Origin of the sequence: Achromobacter xylosoxidans A8 (genome assembly GCF_000165835.1) — a bacterium.
Lineage (GTDB): Bacteria > Pseudomonadota > Gammaproteobacteria > Burkholderiales > Burkholderiaceae_B > Achromobacter > Achromobacter xylosoxidans_B.
The window spans coordinates 5,181,191-5,198,909 of the sequence record NC_014640.1; the positions used below are offsets into that span (position 1 = coordinate 5,181,191).

Consider the following 17,719-nt stretch of genomic DNA (forward strand, 5'->3'; position numbering starts at 1 on the left):
GGCGCGGCTACGCTCGCGCCGCATCCTCCAGGATCATCTCCGCGCCGCGCTCGGCCACCATCATGACGGCGGCCTGGGTGTTGCCGGAGACCATCTTCGGCATCACCGAGGCATCCACCACGCGCAGGCCCGACAAGCCGTTCACGCGCAGCCGCACGTCGGTGACGGCGGCGGGGTCCGAACCCATGCGGCAGGTGCCTATCGGGTGATAAATGGTCTGCCCATTGCGCCGCGCGAAGTCCAGCCATTCGTCGTAGCTGTCCACCGCCGCGCCTGGGCTGATCTCGGATTCCACGTAACGCCGCATGGCCGGCTGGCCGACGATGCGCCGGGCCACTTGCATGCCGCCCACCAGGCTGTCGCGGTCCACCTGGGCGGACAGAAAGTTGGGGCGGATCGCGGGCCCGGCCTGCGGGTCCGCCGACTTGATGTGGATGGATCCGACCGATTCGGGCCGCAGCTGCGCCACGCCTATCGTCATGCCCGGATGCCGGTCCAGGATGCGTTCGGCCGCGTTGGCGTAGCTGGCGTGCACGAAGAAGTACTGCACGTCGGGCGCGGGCAGGTCCGGCGCGCTTTTCACGAAGCCGTGCACCAGCCCCGTGCCCAGGGTCAGGATGCCCTTGTGGCTGGCGTAGTAGCGCGCCACCTGCTGCGCCAGGCGCCAGCCGCGCGACATCTCGTTCAACGTCACCGTGTCCTTCACCCGCCAGTTCATGCGCGTGGCAAAGTGGTCGATGTAGTTCTCCCCCACCTGCGGCTGCGCCAGCACCGGCGCAATGCCGAACGATTGCAGCAAGGCCGGGTTGCCGATGCCGGACAACTCCAGCAACTGCGGCGACTGCACCGCGCCCATGCACAGCAGCGTCTCTCGCCGCGCGCGCACGATGTGTTCCTGCCCGTTCTTGCGATAGGCCACGCCCACGCAGCGCTTGCCCTCGAACACCAGCCGGGTCACGTGCGCGCCGCATTCCACGCTGAGATTCTTGCGGCCGGCGGCCGGTTTCAGGTAGCCGTCCACCACGCTCCAGCGCCTGCCCCGGTGCTGCAGCACCTGGTAGTAGCCCACGCCTTCCTGGCTGCCACCGTTGTAATCGGGGTTCAAGGGCTGCCCGTCTTCCTGCGCCGCCCGCAAGAAGGCATCTGCGATGGGAAAGCGTTCGGCCACCTCTTCCAGGTGCATGGGGCCGTTCTTGCCGCGGCTGCCATCGCCGGGTTCATAGCATTCGATCTTGCGGAAGACGCGCTCGGCCTGGTTGTAGCCCCAGCCGGTGGCGCCGGCCGCCTCCCAGCCGTCGTAATCCTGCGGCTGGCCGCGGACGTAGATCATGCCGTTTATCAAGGTCGAACCGCCCACGCCCTTGCCGCGCGGCACGGCGATGGTGCGGCCATGGACGTTGTCTTCCGGCTCGGTGGCAAAACGCCAGTTGTATTCCGGATTCACCAGCAGCTTGGAAAAGCCCGCCGGAATGGAGATCCACATGCTGCGGGCTTCGTGGCCGGCCTCCAGCATCAGCACGCGATGCTTGCCGTCGGCGCTCAGGCGGTTGGCCAGGATGCAGCCCGCCGTGCCGCCCCCGGCGATGATGAAGTCGTAGTCGCTCATGCGGGTCAGCGTCCTGTGCCGGTCGGCAGGTCCGCTGCCACGCCCAGCATCTGCGCCATCAGCTCGATCTGGCAGGCCAGCATCGGCGCGCCGTAATGCACCTTGCAGCCGCGGGCCTGCGCCGCCAACAGCAAGGCGGTGTCCTTGGGCTGCATGATGACTTCGCAGACCAGTTGGTCCGGCGTCAGCCGGCTGGCGTCCAGCGGCAGCGCGTCCTCCGGCTTCATGCCCAGCGAGGTGCCGTTGACCACCAGGTCATGCCCCGACGGGTCGGCCGTCCCCACGTCGATCCGGGCATCGGGATGCAGCGACAGGATGCGCGCCTTCAGATCCTCGGCCTTGGCCGTGGTGCGGTTGGCGATGGTCAGCCGCGCCACGCCGGCCTGCACCAGTGCGAAGCCTATGGCATTGGCCGCGCCGCCCGCCCCCGCCAGGTAGGCGCTCTTGCCCTCGGGCGACACGCCCGCGCTCCGCAAGCCGCGCACGAAGCCTTCGCCATCCAGCATGTGCGCCACCAGCTTGCCGTCGGCCTCGCGCCGCACCACATTGGCCGCGCCGATCTTGCGCGCCACGGGAGTGGCGTCGTCCACCAGGTCCAGGATGGCGGTCTTGTGCGGAACGGTGACGATGACGCCGCCCAGGTTTTCCAGCCGCCGCAGGCCTGCCACCACCTCCGCCAGGTTGTCCGGCCGGGCGTGGAACGGCACGCACACGCCGTCGAAACCGATGGCGGCGAAATGCTCGTTCATGCGCTGCGGCGTCTTCACGTGGTGGATGGGATCGGCCAGGATGCCGAACAGGCGCGTGGTTCCGGTGATTTCCTTCATGCTTGTCTCCGTGTTTCAGGGCTGGAGCGTGGCGCGCGCGACCTCGGCGATGCCGGCGGCGTCCAGCTTGTAATGCGCATACAGGGTGGTGGGCGGCGCGATCAGGCTGTATTCATCGTAGATGCCGTGACGGCGCAGGCGCGTGCCCGTGCCCGCGTCCGCCAGGACCTCGGCCACGGCCGAACCCAGTCCGCCCAGCACGTTGTGCTCTTCCACCGTCATCAGCTGGCGGGACTTGCCCGCCGCGGCCAGCACGGCGTCGCGGTCCAGGGGCTTGATGGTGGGCATGTCGATCACGCCCACCGACAGGCCCTCGCCGCGCAGTTGTTCGGCCGCGGCCAGGGCCGCGTGCACGGTGATGCCGCAGGCGATGATGTTCAGGTCCGAGCCGTTGGAATGGACGATGGCGCGGCCGAATTCGAAAGGCGTGCCGTCTTCATAGACCTGCGGATCGCGGCCGCGGCCGATGCGGAAGTAGATCGGTTCGGGCCAATCCGCCGAAGCCTTGATGGCGGACGCCAGCTGCGGACCGTCGGCGGGCGAGACCACCGTCAGGCCGGCCAAAGCACGCATCGTCGAAATGTCTTCCGTGGCGTGGTGCGAGGTGCCGTAAAAGCCCAGGCTGATGCCGGTATGGTGGCCGATCAGGCGCACCGGCAGTTTGGTATAGGCCACGTCCATGCGGATCTGTTCGCAGCACAGGAGGCCCAGGAAGGACGCGAAGGTCGCGACGAAGGGCATCATGCCCGTGGTCGCCAGCCCAGCGGCCGCCGACACCATGTTCTGCTCGGAAATGCCGAACTGGACGTAGCGGTCGGGGTAGGCCTGCGCAAAACGATTCAGGCCGTTGGAATACTGCAGGTCGGCCGAGCCTGCCACCACGGGGTGTCCCGCCTGCGCCAATTCAATCAGCGCGTCGGAAAGATAGGACAGCCCGGGATTCACCGCGTTCAGGGCGCGGTACTGCCAGGAGTCGGGAGAGAGGACTTGTGCCTGTGCCATTCAAATCTCGCGGGAAAGGATTTCGTCGACAGCGCTTTGCGCGTCTTGCGGCGCAAGGTAGCCCAGGTGCCAGCCCGGCTCGGTTTCCATATAGGACACGCCTTTGCCCTTGATGGTCTTCGCGATCACGCAGGCCGGCTTGGCGCGCGCCTCGTCCGCGCGCAGGCGGCGCAGCAAGGCGGTCAACTCCGCCAGGTTATGGCCATCCACTTCGTGCACTTCCCAGCCGAAGGCCTGCCATTTTTCCTTCAGAGACTCCACGCCCATGACGTCGTCGACCTTGCCGTCCAGCTGGTAGCCGTTGCGGTCGATGATGGCGACCAGGCGCGACAGGCGGTTGTGCGCGGCGAACAGCGCGGCCTCCCAGACCTGGCCTTCCTGCATCTCGCCGTCCCCCAGCAGCACGAAGACGTTGAAGTCGCGTCCGCTCATGCGCCCGCCCACCGCCATGCCCACGCCATTGGACAGCGCGTGGCCGATGGAGCCCGAGCTGAAATCCACGCCCGGCACCTTGCTCATGTCGGGATGGTCGCCCAGCGGACTGCCCAGGCGGGTGTAGCCGTCCAGCAGTTCGCGGTCTATGAAGCCGTGGTCGGCCAGCACCGGAAAGAGGCCCACGGCGGCATGGCCCTTGCCCATCAGGAAGCGGTCGCGGTCGGGCCACTGCGGTTCGCCCGGCCGCAGGCGCATCACGTCGTAGTACAGCGCGGCGAAGATTTCCGCGCACGAGAACACCGAGCTGTAATGCCCGACCTTGGCGATTTCGATCAGCCTGATGGTCTCCAGCCGGATGTGGCGGGCCTTTTCCCGCAGCATCCCGACCTCCCCTTCGGTAGGGGCCTCCCTGTCACTGCTCATGGCGCTTCCTTTTCGCTGTTAGGATATATGATATATAATATACCCATCGCGCTCGAATTTGCCATGGCGGGATAGAATTCATCCCGAATCCACCCGCCCCCATCAATACAGCAAGCCTGAGCCCTGTCATGTCCAGCCTCAAACCGGTAAAGAAAGAGAACCTCTCCGTCAGGGTCTACAACGAAATCCGCAATGCCCTGATCAACGGGCAGTACGAACCCGGCGAACGCCTGATCATTGGCGAACTGGCCCAGGAAATGGGCGTCTCCATCACGCCCGTGCGCGAAGCGATCTTCCGGCTGATCAGCGAGCAGGGCCTGGAAATGCAGGCGGCCACCGCGGTCTACGTGCCTTACGTCAATTCGGAAAAACTGCGCGAAATCCAGCAGATCCGTTTCCACCTGGAAGGCATGGGCGCGGCCGAGGCCGCCCAGAACATCACGCGCAAGCAGCTGGACAACCTGATCGCGCTGCAACGGGATTTCATCTCCTGCACTTCCAGCGATCCCAAGCGCGCCAGCTATCTGAACCGCAAGTTCCACTTCGCCATCCTGGAAGCCAGCAACAAGCCCATCCTGCGCGCCACGGTGGAATCGTTCTGGGTGATCACCGGCCCCATCCTCAAGGTGTTCCACGTCAAGACCTCGGGGCTGGATTACTCGCAGAACGAGCACCGCCACGAGGCCGTGCTGGAAGCCCTGGAAGCGCGCGACTCCGAAGCGGCCAGGCAAGCCATCCAGGCCGACCTGGTCTGGGGCGGCAAGATCATGATCGACTGGCTGGTCGAGCGCGAAAAGGAACTCGACTACCGCCCTCCCGCTGCCCGCAAATAGGAACAACCCATGCTGAAGATTTTTGGCGCGCCCTACCGCTACATTCAGGGCGCCGGCGCCCTGGACACCCTGGGCGAGTACGCCGCCCTGTTCGGCCGCCGGGCCGCCCTGGTCATCGACAGCTACGTGCATGGCGTGCTGGGGCCAAGAATCGAAGCCTTGTGCGCGGCGCAAAACGTGTCGCTGATACCGCTGATCGTCGAAGGCGACCTGACGCCGGCCGTGATCACGCAGTTGCGCGCGCAGGCCGCGCCGGCCGGCATCGACATGGTGATCGCGGTGGGCGGCGGCAAGTCGCTGGACGCGGGCAAGGCGGTGGCCAAGTCCTCGCACTGCCATCTCATCACCGTGCCCACCGTTGCCTCCAACGACGCGCCTACCAGCAAGAACTACGTCCTGTACGACGCCCATCACAATCTCCTGGCGGTGGAGCACATGCTGTTCAACCCCACCATGGTGCTGGTGGACACGGCCGTCATCGCCACCGCGCCGGCGCACTTCTTCCGCGCCGGCCTGGGCGATGCGGTCTCGAAAAAGTTCGAGGCCGAGCAGTGCGCCCGCAATGGCGGCAAGAACATGTATGACGGCGCGCCGCCCCTCGCTGCCCAGTTCATCGCCGACGGCTGCCTGCGCACCCTGCTGGCCGACGGCGTGGACGCTGTTGTCGCGGCCGGTAGCGGCCAGCCCACGCCGGCCTTCGAACGCGTGGTGGAAGCGATGATCCTCATGAGCGGCCTCGGTTTCGAAAGCGGCGGCCTGTCCATCGCCCACGCGCTGACGCGCGGGCTGCCCAAGATCAGCGGCGTGGCGAGCGCGCCGCACGGCCTGCAGGTGGCCGTCGGCCTGCTGGTGCAGCTGGACCTGGAAAACCGGACGGACGGCATGCTGGCCGAACTGACCCGCTGGTATGAACAAGTGGGCTTGCCCACGACCTTGCGCGAACTGGGCGCGGCCGACATGCCGGACGACGCGGAACTGCACCTGGCCGCGGAGCTGAGCCTGAAGGCCCGCCACGCCGCCAACTTCGACCGCGCGCTCGACACCGATACCTTGGCCGCCGCGCTGCGCCGTTACGCCTGACAGGCAGGCGCCGGCCCCGCCGGCGCCCCACCGCATCAGAACGCGACGTTGTCCTTGCCCTTCAGATCCAGCTTGGCGCGCGCTTCTTCGGGCGTGGCGATTTCCAGGTTCAATGCTTCCAGGATGGTGCGGATGCGCTCCACCTGGACCTGATTGGACTGCGCCATTTCGCCCGGCCCGATCCACAACGAATCCTCCAGCCCCACCCGCACGTTCGACCCCATGGCGGCGCCGATGGTCGCCAGCGGGATCTGGCCGCGGCCAGCGCCCAGGATCGACCATTCATAGTCGTTGCCGAACAGCCGGTCGGCCGTGCGCTTCATGTGCATCAGGTCTTCGGGGTGCGGGCCGATGCCGCCCAGGATGCCGAACACCGACTGGATGAAGGGCGGCGACTTGACCAGGCCGCGGTCGACGAAATGCGCCAGGTTGTACAGATGGCTGATGTCGTAGCACTCGAACTCGAAACGGGTGCCGTTGGCGTTGCCCAGCGCCAGGATGGACTCGATGTCCTGGTAGGTATTGCGGAACACCAGCGAGCGGCTGTTCTCCAGATGCTCGCGCTCCCAGTCGTGCTTGAATTCCTTGAAGCGGCCCAGCATCGGGTACAGGCCGAAGTTCATGGACCCCATGTTCAGCGACGCCAGCTCCGGCTTGAAGGTGGTGGCCGGACGCATGCGCTCTTCCACCGTCATATGCGGGCTGCCGCCGGTGGTGATGTTGATGATGGCATCCGTTTCCCGCTTGATCCGTTCCAGGAAGGGCTTGAACAAGGCCGGATCCTGCGAAGGCTTGCCGGTCTGCGGATCGCGCGCATGCAGGTGCAGCACCGCCGCGCCGGCCTTGGCCGCGCCGATGGCCGCTTCCGCGATCTCGTCGGCCGTGACCGGCAGGTGCGGCGACATGCTGGGGGTGTGGATGGCGCCCGTCACGGCGCAAGTGATGATGACTTTCTGCTTGGGCTTAGCCATTGTTGTCTCCGTTGTCCTGTTTGTGGCGCATGAGGCGCATCAGTTTTTCGTCGCGCCAGAAGCGGCGCTTGGCAAGATCTTCCCGCGGCAGCAAACCGCGGCGCTCGTCCGACAAGGCATCGACCAGCGCGCCGTCCCAGGCGACGGGTTCGCCCTGGGTCCCGCCGATGGACTGGTACAGCCCGCCGTAGCGTGCGCAATAGTCGGCAATGCCGCCGGGCGCGTTGAGGTCTATGGTTTCGAACGGCCCCATGAACGACCAGCGCAGGCCCAGGCCGTCCTTCACCGTGGTGTCGATATCCTCGGCGCTGGCGATGCCGGCGCTGGCCAGGCGGAACGCCTCGTGCAGCAACGCGCCCTGCAGGCGGTTGAGAATGAAGCCTTCGATTTCGCGGCGCACCAGCACGGGCTTCTGGCCGATGCCCGTCATGATGGCGCGGGCAGCAGCCACGGCCTCGGGGCTGGTCCAGGGCGCGGGACACAGTTCCACCACCGGGATCAGGTAGGGCGGATTCACGGGATGCGCCACCAGGCAACGGTGCCGTCCGGGCAGGTGTCCGGTGAATTCGCTGGCGGGAATGCTGGATGTGGAACTGCCGATGATGGCGTCGGGTTCGGCCGCGGCGTCCAGTTGCGTGAACAACGCCCGCTTGATCTCGACGTTTTCCGGCGAGTTTTCCTGGATGTAGCGGGCGCCCTTCAAGGCATCCGCCAGGCTGTTTGCCACATGGACGCGGCCACCGATGGCCTCGGCGTCCTTGAGCAAACCCTGGGTTTCAAGTTCCCGCAGCTGCTGCAGGATCAGGCCTCGCGCCTCGGCCAGCATGGCGGCGTTGACGTCGTACAGGCGCACTTCCCAACCCATGCGGGCAAACACGATAGCCCAGCCCTGGCCTATCAATCCGGTGCCGACGATGGCGGCGCAGTGCGCATTGGACGCGGCGCCCATCAGTAAAGCTTCTGCGTGAAACCGTCCACCACGATGGCCTGCCCCGAGACGCTGCGGGCGGCCTCGCTGGCGTTGAACAGCACCATGTTGGCGATATCGCGAGCGGTGACCATGCGGCCCAGGGCCGCCTGGTTCTCGTACTGTGCGGCGATCTCCTCCACCGGCCGGCCCAGCGTATCCGCCTTGGCCGCGATGACGGCGCGGATGCGCGGCCCTTCGACCGCGCCCGGCAGGATCGCGTTGACGCGGATGCCATGCGGCCCCAGCTCGATGGCCAGGGACTTGGTGAAGCCTATCACCGCCCACTTCGATGCCGAATAGACCGAACGTCCGGCAAAACCCAGATGCCCGGCCGCGGACGACAGGTTGATCATGACGCCGGCCTTGGATTCCTTGAGCAAGGGGATGGCCTGGCGCGCGCACAGGAACTGTCCGGTGATGTTCACGGCCAGCGTGCGGTCCCAGTCGGCCTTGGACAGGGTTTCGACATAGCCGGTGGGACCGGCCACGCCCGCGTTGTTGACCAGGATGTCCAGGCCGCCCAACTGGGCGCGGACCTGGTTGAACAGCGCGCTGACGCTGTCTTCGTCCGAAACGTCGGCCAGGGCCGCATGCACGCCAGGCAATTCGGCCGGCAGCGCGGCCAGGCGCTCCTGGTTCACGTCGCATACGAATACGGAGGCGCCGGCATGGCGGAACACCTTCGCCATTTCCAGGCCCAGCCCGTCCGCGCCGGCGGTGATAAGCACCCTTTTCCCGGCGAAATCCACTTCCTCGAACATGCCTCTGTCTCCTAGATTCTTATGAAAAGCAGGCAATTGATGATATACGATATATGAAAAAAACAACTGTGGCCTGATGTTTTTGGCAACCGTTGCCTCAGCCAAAAAGAGTCATCCCAAAGCAGGATGAAAACCCGTATTTGCGCTGGATCAGCCCGCTAAGTCTTTATTCATGCGGCTTTAGGGAATTCCCCGATTCGGCCGGTTACGGCCCCCACTAGAATCCAAGGCGGGGTTTGCTACCCGGCCGGCAGATATATCATATATTCAAAAAAACGGACCAAACAAGAAAGTCCGCATCCCATACCGACAAAGGAGCGTAGACAGTGTTCAAGTTCAACAAAATTGCTTTGGCGCTGGGCGTGTGCGGCGCGCTGGCAAGCGGCACCGCAGCGGCCGACATGAAGGTAGGCGCCCTCTTCCCGTTCAGCGGCGCGCTCGCGCTCCTGGGACAAGAGAGCTATCGCGGCCTGGAACTGGCCGTCAATGAGATCAACGCCGCCGGCGGGGTCAACGGCGAAAAGATCGAAATCATCAAGGCCGACGCCGTCGACCCGACCCAGGCCGTGTCGGAAACCAAGCGCCTGATTTCCTCCAACGTGGTCGGCGTGTTCGGCAGCTACGCTTCGGGCATTTCCTACGCGGCCTCGCCCGTCACCGAGCTGGCCGGCGTGCCCTACTTCGAGCTGGGCGCCACCGCGCACAAGATCACCACGCGCGGCTACAAGTACCTGTTCCGCAGCAACCCCAACACCGCGCTGTATGGCGTGTCGGTGGTCAATGCGCTGCACGACACCATCGCGCCGGGCATGGGGCTGAACCCCAAGGACATCAAGATCGGCATCATCCACGAGGACGGCCCCTACGGCACCGACGTGGCCGCCACCGAGAAGAAGCGCGCGCAGGAGCTGGGCTATACGGTGGCGGAAGTGCTGCCGTATTCGGCCAAGACTGTGGACCTGTCCTCGCTCATCCTGCGCCTGAAGGGCGCCAAGGTCGACGTGGTGTTGCAGACGGCCTACCAGAACGACGCCATCCTGTTCTTCAGCCAGGCGCGCGCCGCGGGCTTCAAGCCCAAGGTCGTGATCGGCGCGGGCGGCGGCTATTCGCTGGCCGACACGGCCAAGGCCGTGGGCGCCGACATGAACGGCGTGTTCGACCTGGACTTCCCCCAGTCGTCCATCAATCCGGCGGGCGCGCCCGGCCTGGACAAGTTCCTGGAAGCCTACAAGGCCACCTACAAGAGCGATCCGCAGTCCGGCCACAGCCTGACCAACTATGTCGGCGCCAAGGCCTTCTTCGAAGCCATCGGCAACGCCAAGTCCACGGATAAGGACAAGATCCGCGCGGCGGTCCTGGCCTACAAGAAGCCGGCCGGCCAGACCGCCAACGGCTGGGCCTTCGACTTCGGCGAAGACGGCCAGAACAATGCATCCACGTTCTACGTGATGCAGTGGCAGGACGGCAAGCTCGTCACCATCGCGCCCAGCAACCTCGCACTCGGCAAGCCGGTCTTCAAGAAATAAGCGCCACGCCAGTGCTCAGGCGCTCGGGGGCGCCTGACGTATCCCGGGGTCCGCGCGCCCTGGTTCGGCCGACAGCTCGGCCGAACCAGGGCCGCTACCCGCTCTAAGAGGTTGCAACATGGAACTATTCATTCAACTGGTCATCAACGGCCTGTTGCTGGGCGGCGCGTATACCATCATCAGCCTGGGGCTGACGCTGATCTTCGGCGTGGTGCGCGTGGTGAACTTCGCGCATGGCGAATTCCTGATGATAGGCATGTACATGGTCTATCTGATCGCGGCGCAATTCGGCGTGCATCCCTATGCCGGCCTGGTGCCGGTGGCAGTCATCCTGTTCGCGCTGGGCGCGCTGACGCAGAAGGGCATCATCCAGCCGCTGCTCAACGCCGACCAGCACATCCAGATCTTCGCCACGGTGGGCGTATCCACCATTCTCCTGAACCTGGCCCTGGTGATCTTCGGCGCCAACGTCTACCGCGCGCCGGTGGAACTGGGCACCAACGCCATCGACATCGGCCCCTATTCGATGGTGACCGGACAGCTGATTACCTTCGTGATCGGCCTGAGCCTGGCGGTGCTGCTACACCTGTTCATGCACCGCACCTATCTGGGCCGCGCGCTGCGGGCGGTGGCGCAACACCGCTACGCCGCCACCCTGATGGGCGTGAACGTCAACAACGTCTACGCCATCGCCTTCGGCCTGGGCACGGCCTTCGTCGGCATCGCCGCCGGCCTGCTGGCGCCGCAGTATCCGGTGTTTCCCACCGTGGGTACGTACTTCGTGCTGACGGCGTTCGTGATCGTCGTCCTGGGCGGCCTGGGCAGCCTGTACGGCGCCGTGGCCGGCTCCATGATCATCGGCATCGTCGACACGCTGGCCGGCTTCTACATCGCCCCCGACCTGAAAGAGGTCGTGTATTTCGGGATCTTCCTCTTGATCCTGGTGCTGCGTCCGAACGGCCTGTTCGGCGTCGGCACAGAGTGATCAGAGCAACAAGGAGCGAGATGTGTTTCCCGATATTCGACACCCCAAGACCTACGTCAGCCTGATCCTGCTGATCTCGATGTTCCTGGTGCCCGTGGTCATGGGCACGCCTTTCTGGACCAATCTGTTCGTGCTGCTGTTCGTGTTCTCGGCCCTGTCGGTGGCCTGGAACATCGTCGGCGGCTACGCCGGCCAACTGTCCCTGGGCCACGCCGTGTTCTACGGCATCGGCGGCTATACCGCCACGCTGCTGACGCAGAACTTCGGCATTTCACCGTGGTTCGGCATGCTGGCGGGCGCGGTCATCTCGGGCGCGGTGGCCATCCTGATCAGCTACCCCACCCTGCGGCTGCGAGGCCCGTTCTTCGCGCTGGCCACCATCGCCATCCTGGAAGTGGTGCGCCTCCTGGTCATCCACGAAGAAAGCTGGACCGGCGGCTCCAGCGGCATCAGCCTGCCGTTGAACATAGGCTGGACCTGGATCGTGTTCCGCGAGAAGGTCAATTACGTGATCATCGCCTTCGGCCTGTTCCTGCTGGTGACCTGGGCATCCTGGTACATCCGCAAATCGCGCATCGGCCACTACCTGATCGCGATCCGCGAACGCGAGGACGCTGCGCTGGCGGTGGGCATCCATACCGTGCGCATGAAGATCATCGCCGCGGTCGTGTCCGCCATGCTGACCAGCATCATCGGCACCTTCCACATCACCTACCTGACCTTCGTCGATCCCAGTTCGGCGTTTTCGCTGGAATTGTCGATTCAGGTAGCCATGTTCGCCCTGATCGGCGGCCTGGGCACGGTGGCCGGCCCCATCGCCGGCACCTTCCTCGTGCTGCCCATCGCCGAACTGGCGCGCGGCTGGCTCAGCAGCGTGGGCAACGGCATGCACGGACTGATCTACGGCCTGATCCTGGTGGCGGTAGTGCTGACCATTCCGCGCGGCCTGGCCGGCGCCTTCGGTCCGACCATCGAGCGCTGGCTGTCGCGCCTGCCCTATCTGGGCACGCCGCGCGCCAAGCTCAAGCTGGCCGATGAACTGCGCCTGCGCAGCGCCGAACGCACCGATCAGCCGGTGCTGAAAGCCGAAAAACTGTTCAAGAGCTTCGGCGGCCTGCGCGCCACCAACGACGTGTCGCTGACGCTGAACCAGAACGAGATCCTGGGCATGATAGGCCCGAACGGCGCGGGCAAGACCACGGTGTTCAACCTGCTGTCGGGCTTCCTGTCGCCAGACAAGGGCGGCATCAGCATGCTGGACGCGCACGGCAAGTGGGTCACCTGCAAGACGCCCGACGAGTTCGCGCACCAGGGACTGGGCCGCACCTTCCAGATCGCCAAGCCCTTCACCGGCCTGACCGTACTCGAGAACATCATGCTGGGCGCCTTCATCCGGACCTCGAACCGCGATGAGGCCGAGCAGATCGCCATGAAGGTGGCCGAGCAGACCGACCTGGTGAAGTCCCTGGACATCGAGGCGCGCAACCTGACCGTGGGCGGCATGAAGCGCCTGGAGGTCGCCCGCGCGTTGGCGATCAAGCCGCGCATCCTGCTGCTGGACGAGGTGATGGCGGGCCTGAATCCGACCGACATCGAGAAGTCGATCCAGATGATCCGGCGCATCCGCGATTCGGGCGTGTCGGTACTGCTGATCGAACACATGATGCAGGCCACCATGGCGCTGTCCGACCGCATCATCGTGCTGAACGAAGGCGCGGTGCTGGTCAGCGGCGCGCCCAAGGACGTGGTCGAGAATCCGGCCGTCATCGAAGCCTATTTGGGCAAGGAGTACCAGGATGCTTAAGGTTTCGAATCTGTCCTCGGGCTACGGCAAGAGCCAGGTCCTGAACGGCCTGAACTTCGAGGTCCAAGCCGGCGAGATCGTCACGCTGATCGGCGCCAACGGCGCGGGCAAGACCACCACCTTGAAGACGCTTTGCGGCGTCATCGGCGCGATGGAAGGCAAGGTCGAATTCGAAGGCGTGGACCTGACCAACCGCAAGCCCTACGACATCGTGGACGCCGGCATCACCATGATTCCCGAAGGCCGCCAGCTGTTCCCGCACTTCACGGTGCGCGACAACCTGCTGATGGGTTCATACAAGCGCGCCGCCCGCCCCATCGTGCAGCGCAAGCTGGACGAAGTGCTGGGCATTTTTCCGCGGGTGAAGGAACGACTGAACCAATACGCCGGATCGCTCTCCGGCGGCGAACAGCAGATGGTGGCGATCGCGCGCGGCATGATGGCCGATCCCAAGCTGCTGGTGTTCGACGAGCCCTCGCTGGGCCTGTCGCCGCTGCTGGTGCAGCAGATGTTCGACATCATCCGCGGCGTCACCGCCCACGGCGTGACCGTGCTGCTGGTGGAGCAGAACGTGTTCCGCACGCTGCGGCTGGCGGACCGCGGCTACGTGCTGGAGAACGGCGCCATCGTGCGCACCGGCACCGGCGCGGAACTGCTGAGCGACCCGCATGTGAAGAAGGCCTATCTGGGCCACTGATACCAAGGATTCTCTTTTATGTCTTTACGCTGCACATACATCGACCACGGCCAGGGCGGCGCGCCCGATTGCATGCGCCTGGCCGAACGCGACATGGAAGCGCCCGCCGGTCGGCAGGTGCTGATCGAGGTCGCCTACGCCGGGGTCAATCGCCCCGACGTGCTGCAACGCTCCGGCTCCTACCCGCCGCCGCCGGGCGCCTCGCCCCATCTGGGGCTGGAGGTATCCGGCACCGTCATCGCCACCGGCCCCGAGGCCAGCCTCTGGAAGGTTGGCGACCAGGTCTGCGCGCTGACGCCGGGCGGAGGCTATGCCCAGTACTGCCTGGCTGACGAGCGCCATTGCCTGCCGGTGCCGCGCGGCCTGGACCTGCTGACGGCCGCCGCCATCCCCGAAAACTACTTCACGGTGTGGACCAATGTGTTCGACCGCGCCCGCCTGGCGGCCGGCGAGCGCTTCTTGGTGCACGGCGGATCCAGCGGCATCGGCCTGACCGCGATCCAGCTGGCCCGCGCCTTCGGCGCCGAGGTCTGGACCACCGTGGGCAACCAGGAAAAGGCCGAGGCCTGCCTGGCCGCCGGCGCGCATCACGCCGTGCTGTACCGCGAGGCCGACTTCGAGGCCGAGGTACGCCAGGGCAGCGGCGGTCCGGGGGTGGACGTGATCCTGGACATGGTGGGCGGCGCCTACATCAACAAGAACCTGCGGCTGCTGGCGGTCAACGGCCGGCTGGTGCAGATCGCCTTCCTGGAGGGCAGCAAGGCCGAGATCGATGCCATGCCCATCATGATCAAGCGGCTGCAGTTCACCGGATCCACCCTGCGCCCCCGCTCCGACGAAGACAAGGGCGCGATCGCCCAAGCGCTGGCGGATAAGGTGCTGCCGCTGATGGAGCAAGGGCAATGCCTGCCGCGCATCCACCAGGTGTTCCCGTTGGCCGAAGCGGCCCAGGCGCACGCGCTGATGGAAAGCAGCAAGCACATCGGCAAGATCATGCTGAAGGTGGGCGCATGAGCGGGCGCTTCCAGGATCAGGTCGCCATCGTCACCGGCGCCGTCGGCGGCATAGGCTCGGCCATCGTCGAGGGCTTCCTGGCCGAGGGCGGCCGCGTGGGGCTGATCGACTTCAATTCGCAGGGCGGCCAGGCCTACGAGAAGGAACTGCGCAAGCGCGGCCATGAAGTGTGCTTCGTGCACGCCGACGTGGCGCGTTTCGAGGAATGCCAGGCGGCCTATGAGCGCATCAGCCGCGAGCTGGGCGCCGCCACCATTCTGGTCAACAACGTCGGCATTTCGCCCAAGACGGACGGGCGCGCGCTGAAGGTCTGGGAGATGCCGCCGCGGGAATGGGAGAACGTGGTCGCCGTCAACCTGAACAGCGTGTTCTACATGACGCACCTGGCCACGCCGCACATGGTGCGCGAGCGCCAAGGGCGCGTGATCAACATGTCTTCGGTAGCCGGCCGGGCTTACTGCGACATCGTGGCGGCGCACTATGCGGCCACCAAGGCCGGCCTGATCGGCCTGACGCGCCACTGGGCCGCCGAACTGGGCGAACACGAGGTCACGGTCAATGCGCTGGCGCCCGGACGCATCAGCACGCCTCTGCTGAAATCCGTACCCAAGGAAATCAATGACGCCGTGGCTCAGGTGACCGCGCTGCGCCGCCTGGGCACGCCGGAGGAAGTGGCGGATGCCTGCCTGTTCTTCGCGTCGGACCAGGCCCGCTTCGTCACCGGTCAGGTGCTGGACGTAGCCGGCGGCTGGCTGATGACTTGATGTCGTGATGAAAAGCGCCCGCCTGAAAACTCAGGCGGGCGTCTCCTTCATTCCTGCGTGCCCAGGTGGTAGACCACCGTGTCCAGCCGGCTCACGCCGGCGGCCAGGAACTTGGGTTCCTTTTCCAGGATGTCGCGGCGGTCGATGATCCTGGCCGGCGACACGCCTGCAAAGATCGCCTGCACTTCGCTGTCCACCACCGAGAACGGCGGCCCCGACATTTCCTCTTGAGGATAGTCCAGCGTGATCAGCAGGCCCTGGCAGGCGGGCGACAGATTGCCGTAGACGTGGCGCACGTAGTCCGCGCGCATGGCTTCGGGCAACGCCACCAGCGCGGCGCGGTCATAGGCGCCGACGCAATGCGACAGCAGCTGCGCGTCCAGCTTGAAGATATCGCCGCAGATAATCTCGATGCTGCCCGCCACGTAATGCTTGCCATAGACGGACACGTGCGTCAGCGGCTTGAGTTCGTTCTCTTCGAAGAACTGCTCCACTGCGAGCTGCGACAGCTCGACGCCCAGCACGGAATGCCCCTGCGCCGCGATCCACACCATGTCCAGCGACTTGCCGCAAAGCGGCACCAGTACGCGGCCGTCCTTGGGCACGCCCAGCGTAGGCCAGTACTTCTGCAGCAGCGGGGTCACCCGCGATTGATGAAAATGCGTGCGCCCTTCGCGCCAGCGCTCAAGCCAGAATTCCGCGTCCATGCCTGCTCTGCCTCCTGTGTAGTCGTTGCGAGGCATTGTAGTGCTGGCTTATGCCGCGCCGGAATCGCTCAGCTGCTTGCGCCGGTACTCGCCCTGGCGCACGTGCATCCAGCCCGGATACTCCGGCGGCAAGGCGCTGACCTGATCCAGTTCGGCCAGTTCGTCGGCCGTCAGCCGGATGGCAGTCACCGCCAGATTGTCGTCCAGCTGCTCCACACGCTTGGCGCCGATGATGACGCTGGTCACGGCCTGCTGGTGCAGCAGCCAGGCCAGGGCCACTTGCGCCACGGACACGCCGCGCGCGCCGGCAATGCGACGCAGGACGTCGATGCTGTTGTAGGCGCGATCCTGGTTCACCGGCGGGAAGTCGAAGGCGGCGCGGCGGCTGCCGGCCTCAGCCTGGCCGTCGCGGCTGTACTTGCCGCTGAGCAGGCCGCCCGCCAGCGGACTCCACACCATCAGCCCGACGCCTTCGCTTTGCAGCATGGGCACGATCTCGCGCTCCAGGTCGCGGCCGGCGATCGTGTAGTAGGCCTGCAGCGACTCGAAGCGCGCCAGGCCCAGGCGTTCGGCGATGCCCAGCGCCTTCATGATCTGCCAGGCAGCCCAGTTGGACACGCCGACGTAGCGCACGTGGCCGTGCTGCACCAGATTGTCCAGCGCCCTGACCGTTTCCTCCACCGGCGTGGCGGGATCGAAGCCGTGGATCTGGTAGAGGTCGATATGGTCCAGCTGCAGGCGCGACAGGCTCTTCTTGACGCCGTCCATGATGTGCGAGCGCGAGTTGCCGCGCGCATTGACGCCGGCCCCCGTCTGGCCGAACACCTTGGTCGCGATGACGACGTCCTCGCGCGCCACTTTCAGGTCGCGTAGCGCCTGGCCGGTGATGACTTCGGAACGGCCCTCGGAATACACGTCGGCCGTGTCGATGAAGTTGACGCCGGCATCCAGCGCCCGGCCCACCAGCCGGTTGGCGTCTTCCTGCTGCAGGCTGCCGATCTTGCTCCAGAGCTCGCCTTCGCCGCCGAAGGTCATGGTGCCCAGACAGAGTTCCGACACGAACAGGCCAGTACTGCCGAATTTCTTGTACCGCATGGTTGCACTCCTTCAAGGGCTCGACGGGAGCCGGCACTCCAGGATGGAAGAGTCTCAGCCCGTCTGCCGGGATGGAGGCAGTATGCGTCCGGCGCCGGCCGCAGGCGCTGCTTGATCCTGCCCTTTTTTTGCCTGATTCTCCGGCAACGCCAGGCATCCAATCGGCGTGCGCTCATTCCTCCGGATTTCCTGCCCATTTCTCCGTGAAAGAGACGGCGC

The 17,719-nt window shown here is 65.6% G+C and carries 17 protein-coding genes; 8 read left to right on the top strand and 9 right to left on the bottom strand.

Annotation, left to right across the window (positions count from 1 at the left end):
- Nucleotides 1-7: 7 nt before the first annotated feature.
- From AXYL_RS24025 to AXYL_RS24040, 4 genes are read right to left on the bottom strand one after another with little or no spacing between them, the layout of a single operon-like run.
- The gene (locus AXYL_RS24025; protein WP_013395468.1) at nt 8-1,606 is read right to left on the bottom strand and encodes a GMC family oxidoreductase; all 1,599 of its coding nucleotides are present in this window, start codon (nt 1,604-1,606) and stop codon (nt 8-10) included.
- A gap of 5 nt (nt 1,607-1,611) precedes the next feature.
- A complete protein-coding gene (locus tag AXYL_RS24030) occupies nt 1,612-2,433 on the bottom strand; it encodes a shikimate dehydrogenase family protein (protein ID WP_013395469.1) in 822 nt (273 codons plus the stop codon).
- 15 nt (nt 2,434-2,448) lie between these two features.
- Complete coding sequence (locus AXYL_RS24035) at nt 2,449-3,435, bottom strand: transketolase family protein (RefSeq protein WP_013395470.1); 987 nt, start codon at nt 3,433-3,435, stop codon at nt 2,449-2,451.
- Nucleotides 3,436-4,293 (bottom strand): transketolase, encoded by an 858-nt coding sequence (locus AXYL_RS24040; protein WP_041654217.1) that lies wholly within the window; start codon nt 4,291-4,293, stop codon nt 3,436-3,438. It lies immediately after the preceding gene.
- A 128-nt stretch (nt 4,294-4,421) separates the two neighbouring features.
- Here AXYL_RS24040 and AXYL_RS24045 point away from each other — a divergent pair, with 128 nt between their 5' ends.
- Both AXYL_RS24045 and AXYL_RS24050 read left to right on the top strand, forming a co-directional pair.
- The gene (locus tag AXYL_RS24045) at nt 4,422-5,126 is read left to right on the top strand and encodes a GntR family transcriptional regulator (protein WP_013395472.1); all 705 of its coding nucleotides are present in this window, start codon (nt 4,422-4,424) and stop codon (nt 5,124-5,126) included.
- 9 nt (nt 5,127-5,135) lie between these two features.
- Nucleotides 5,136-6,206, top strand: a complete 1,071-nt coding sequence (locus tag AXYL_RS24050) for a glycerol dehydrogenase (protein WP_013395473.1) — start codon at nt 5,136-5,138, stop codon at nt 6,204-6,206.
- Nucleotides 6,207-6,241: 35 nt separating this feature from the next.
- On the opposite strand, the gene AXYL_RS24055 is transcribed toward AXYL_RS24050, so the two are convergent.
- From AXYL_RS24055 to AXYL_RS24065, 3 genes are read right to left on the bottom strand one after another with little or no spacing between them, the layout of a single operon-like run.
- On the bottom strand, nt 6,242-7,177 hold the full coding sequence (locus tag AXYL_RS24055) for a 3-keto-5-aminohexanoate cleavage protein (protein WP_013395474.1): 936 nt from the start codon (nt 7,175-7,177) through the stop codon (nt 6,242-6,244).
- Nucleotides 7,170-8,126 carry a 3-hydroxyacyl-CoA dehydrogenase gene (locus AXYL_RS24060; protein ID WP_013395475.1) on the bottom strand — a complete coding sequence of 319 codons (957 nt, stop codon included), beginning with the start codon at nt 8,124-8,126 and terminating at the stop codon, nt 7,170-7,172. The genes AXYL_RS24055 and AXYL_RS24060 overlap by 8 nt, the downstream gene beginning before the upstream one ends.
- Complete coding sequence (locus AXYL_RS24065; RefSeq protein WP_013395476.1) at nt 8,126-8,908, bottom strand: SDR family oxidoreductase; 783 nt, start codon at nt 8,906-8,908, stop codon at nt 8,126-8,128. Before AXYL_RS24065 ends, AXYL_RS24060 begins: the two co-directional genes overlap by 1 nt.
- 326 nt (nt 8,909-9,234) lie before the next feature.
- On the opposite strand from AXYL_RS24065, the gene AXYL_RS24070 reads away from it, so the two are divergent.
- The 6 genes from AXYL_RS24070 to AXYL_RS24095 all read left to right on the top strand — a co-directional run bounded on the left by AXYL_RS24070 (nt 9,235) and on the right by AXYL_RS24095 (nt 15,698).
- Nucleotides 9,235-10,434, top strand: a complete 1,200-nt coding sequence (locus tag AXYL_RS24070; RefSeq protein WP_013395477.1) for an ABC transporter substrate-binding protein — start codon at nt 9,235-9,237, stop codon at nt 10,432-10,434.
- A 118-nt stretch (nt 10,435-10,552) separates the two neighbouring features.
- Nucleotides 10,553-11,419 (top strand): branched-chain amino acid ABC transporter permease, encoded by an 867-nt coding sequence (locus tag AXYL_RS24075; RefSeq protein WP_013395478.1) that lies wholly within the window; start codon nt 10,553-10,555, stop codon nt 11,417-11,419.
- Between the two features lie 22 nt (nt 11,420-11,441).
- Nucleotides 11,442-13,223 (top strand): ABC transporter permease subunit, encoded by a 1,782-nt coding sequence (locus AXYL_RS24080; protein ID WP_013395479.1) that lies wholly within the window; start codon nt 11,442-11,444, stop codon nt 13,221-13,223.
- The gene (locus AXYL_RS24085; protein ID WP_013395480.1) at nt 13,216-13,920 is read left to right on the top strand and encodes an ABC transporter ATP-binding protein; all 705 of its coding nucleotides are present in this window, start codon (nt 13,216-13,218) and stop codon (nt 13,918-13,920) included. The genes AXYL_RS24080 and AXYL_RS24085 overlap by 8 nt, the downstream gene beginning before the upstream one ends.
- A gap of 18 nt (nt 13,921-13,938) precedes the next feature.
- On the top strand, nt 13,939-14,934 hold the full coding sequence (locus AXYL_RS24090; protein ID WP_013395481.1) for an NAD(P)H-quinone oxidoreductase: 996 nt from the start codon (nt 13,939-13,941) through the stop codon (nt 14,932-14,934).
- Nucleotides 14,931-15,698, top strand: a complete 768-nt coding sequence (locus AXYL_RS24095) for an SDR family oxidoreductase (RefSeq protein ID WP_013395482.1) — start codon at nt 14,931-14,933, stop codon at nt 15,696-15,698. The genes AXYL_RS24090 and AXYL_RS24095 overlap by 4 nt, the downstream gene beginning before the upstream one ends.
- A gap of 47 nt (nt 15,699-15,745) precedes the next feature.
- On the opposite strand, the gene AXYL_RS24100 is transcribed toward AXYL_RS24095, so the two are convergent.
- Together AXYL_RS24100 and AXYL_RS24105 are read right to left on the bottom strand one after the other, a co-directional pair.
- On the bottom strand, nt 15,746-16,405 hold the full coding sequence (locus tag AXYL_RS24100; protein WP_013395483.1) for a thiopurine S-methyltransferase: 660 nt from the start codon (nt 16,403-16,405) through the stop codon (nt 15,746-15,748).
- A 48-nt stretch (nt 16,406-16,453) separates the two neighbouring features.
- Nucleotides 16,454-17,500 (bottom strand): aldo/keto reductase, encoded by a 1,047-nt coding sequence (locus tag AXYL_RS24105; protein WP_013395484.1) that lies wholly within the window; start codon nt 17,498-17,500, stop codon nt 16,454-16,456.
- Between the last annotated feature and the right edge of the window lie 219 nt (nt 17,501-17,719).

Excerpts from the sequence above, each read along its gene's own strand:
- AXYL_RS24025 (WP_013395468.1), bottom strand. The coding sequence starts at position 1,606 with ATGAGCGACTACGACTTCATCATCGCCGGGGGCGGCACGGCGGGCTGC.
- AXYL_RS24030 (WP_013395469.1), bottom strand. The coding sequence starts at position 2,433 with ATGAAGGAAATCACCGGAACCACGCGCCTGTTCGGCATCCTGGCCGAT.
- AXYL_RS24035 (WP_013395470.1), bottom strand. The coding sequence starts at position 3,435 with ATGGCACAGGCACAAGTCCTCTCTCCCGACTCCTGGCAGTACCGCGCC.
- AXYL_RS24040 (WP_041654217.1), bottom strand. The coding sequence starts at position 4,293 with ATGAGCAGTGACAGGGAGGCCCCTACCGAAGGGGAGGTCGGGATGCTG.
- AXYL_RS24045 (WP_013395472.1), top strand. The coding sequence starts at position 4,422 with ATGTCCAGCCTCAAACCGGTAAAGAAAGAGAACCTCTCCGTCAGGGTC.
- AXYL_RS24050 (WP_013395473.1), top strand. The coding sequence starts at position 5,136 with ATGCTGAAGATTTTTGGCGCGCCCTACCGCTACATTCAGGGCGCCGGC.
- AXYL_RS24055 (WP_013395474.1), bottom strand. The coding sequence starts at position 7,177 with ATGGCTAAGCCCAAGCAGAAAGTCATCATCACTTGCGCCGTGACGGGC.
- AXYL_RS24060 (WP_013395475.1), bottom strand. The coding sequence starts at position 8,126 with ATGGGCGCCGCGTCCAATGCGCACTGCGCCGCCATCGTCGGCACCGGA.
- AXYL_RS24065 (WP_013395476.1), bottom strand. The coding sequence starts at position 8,908 with ATGTTCGAGGAAGTGGATTTCGCCGGGAAAAGGGTGCTTATCACCGCC.
- AXYL_RS24075 (WP_013395478.1), top strand. The coding sequence starts at position 10,553 with ATGGAACTATTCATTCAACTGGTCATCAACGGCCTGTTGCTGGGCGGC.
- AXYL_RS24085 (WP_013395480.1), top strand. The coding sequence starts at position 13,216 with ATGCTTAAGGTTTCGAATCTGTCCTCGGGCTACGGCAAGAGCCAGGTC.
- AXYL_RS24090 (WP_013395481.1), top strand. The coding sequence starts at position 13,939 with ATGTCTTTACGCTGCACATACATCGACCACGGCCAGGGCGGCGCGCCC.
- AXYL_RS24095 (WP_013395482.1), top strand. The coding sequence starts at position 14,931 with ATGAGCGGGCGCTTCCAGGATCAGGTCGCCATCGTCACCGGCGCCGTC.
- AXYL_RS24100 (WP_013395483.1), bottom strand. The coding sequence starts at position 16,405 with ATGGACGCGGAATTCTGGCTTGAGCGCTGGCGCGAAGGGCGCACGCAT.
- AXYL_RS24105 (WP_013395484.1), bottom strand. The coding sequence starts at position 17,500 with ATGCGGTACAAGAAATTCGGCAGTACTGGCCTGTTCGTGTCGGAACTC.